This window comes from Mesorhizobium sp. M7A.F.Ca.US.014.04.1.1 (assembly GCF_003998745.1).
Classification (GTDB): domain Bacteria; phylum Pseudomonadota; class Alphaproteobacteria; order Rhizobiales; family Rhizobiaceae; genus Mesorhizobium; species Mesorhizobium ciceri.
This window is the reverse complement of sequence record NZ_RZRW01001378.1, coordinates 1-558: the sequence shown is the minus strand read 5'-3', so window position 1 is coordinate 558 and position 558 is coordinate 1. Positions and strand designations below refer to the sequence as shown.

Here is a 558-nt window from a genome sequence, read left to right as displayed (position 1 = left end):
CGGCTAAGGGGAGGGGAGGGCGCTTCCACCGGCTCAAGGCGGTAGGCGGGCTCGCTTTGCCGGCTGAGGCTTGGTCGAAGGCATCAAAAGCAATGGCCGACCTCCTCCATCATGACGAGACGCAAACGTCCAAAGCTCGGACCGACCCCAATTCGTCTCTAGCGGCCTCAAACGATATTCGCTGACATAGGGTAGGTCAGCGTGCCTCCTGCAGGTGCGTTTGCATGCGGAGGTCAACCGTTACCCGACTGAAAGCCGATCGCTGGAGACCGCAGTTCGCGCACCATCGTTTTGAGCGGTGCGGGCGAGCGCCCGAAACTTCCTTTATCTGCTCGCCAAGGGAGCGTTCGCAACCGACGAGGGTGCCACCCGAGCGTTGATAGCAGACGCTTGGTGATGAAATCCGGCCTGAGGTAGAAACCGAATTTGTCGGCTCGGGAACAACGATGCCAAGACCATCATTCCCGGCTCTATGGTGTCACTCTTGGCCCTTGAGGTCGCTGTCGCCGTAGGCTGCCGCGGACACCGTTGAACAGCTGATCTCGGGAAGGGGAGGGG

The 558-nt window shown here is 60.6% G+C and carries 1 protein-coding gene; it reads left to right on the top strand.

What is annotated here, in order from left to right; genetic code table 11:
- A partial coding sequence (locus EOA22_RS38420) for a hypothetical protein (protein ID WP_206521581.1) occupies positions 1–185 on the top strand: 185 nt, incomplete at its 5' end.
- Positions 186–558 lie beyond the last annotated feature (373 nt).